This window comes from Streptococcus oralis, from assembly GCF_023109155.1.
Lineage (GTDB): Bacteria > Bacillota > Bacilli > Lactobacillales > Streptococcaceae > Streptococcus > Streptococcus oralis_BZ.
In genome coordinates this window covers 1-695 of sequence record NZ_JALDUA010000018.1, presented here as the reverse complement: position 1 = coordinate 695, position 695 = coordinate 1, and the positions used below count along the sequence as shown (strand labels likewise).

At 36.3% G+C, this 695-nt stretch carries 1 protein-coding gene; it reads left to right on the top strand.

Features of this window, described 5'->3' with window-relative positions:
• The coding region (locus M1F63_RS10100) for an SspB-related isopeptide-forming adhesin (RefSeq protein ID WP_345772919.1) at positions 1 to 695 on the top strand (695 nt) is incomplete at both ends.

Genomic DNA, 695 nt, shown 5'->3' with positions numbered 1-695 from the left:
TACGGTGTTAAGTCAAACATTGTTCGTGTAACGACTCCAGGTAAACCAAATGATCCTGACAATCCAAATAACAACTATATTAAGCCAACGAAAGTAAATAAGAATAAAGAAGGCCTTAATATCGATGGAAAAGAAGTTTTAGCTGGTTCAACCAACTACTACGAATTAACATGGGATTTGGATCAATATAAAGGTGATAAATCTTCTAAGGAAGCAATCCAAAACGGCTTCTACTATGTAGATGATTATCCAGAAGAAGCTTTAGATGTTCGTCCTGATTTGATTAAGGTTGCGGATGAAAAAGGAAATCAAGTATCAGGTGTCAGCGTTCAAAAATATGACAGTCTAGAAGCTGCTCCTAAGAAAGTTCAAGACTTGTTGAAGAAAGCTAACATTACTGTTAAGGGTGCTTTCCAACTCTTCTCTGCTGATAATCCAGAAGAATTTTACAAGCAATATGTATCAACTGGAACATCATTAGTCATTACAGATCCGATGACTGTTAAGTCTGAATTTGGTAAGACAGGTGGTAAGTATGAAAACAAAGCCTACCAAATTGATTTTGGAAATGGCTATGCTACAGAAGTAGTTGTCAACAATGTACCAAAAATCACACCGAAAAAAGATGTGACAATCAGTATGGATCCAAGCAGTGACAATATTGATGGTCAAACCATTCCGTTGAACCAGTACTT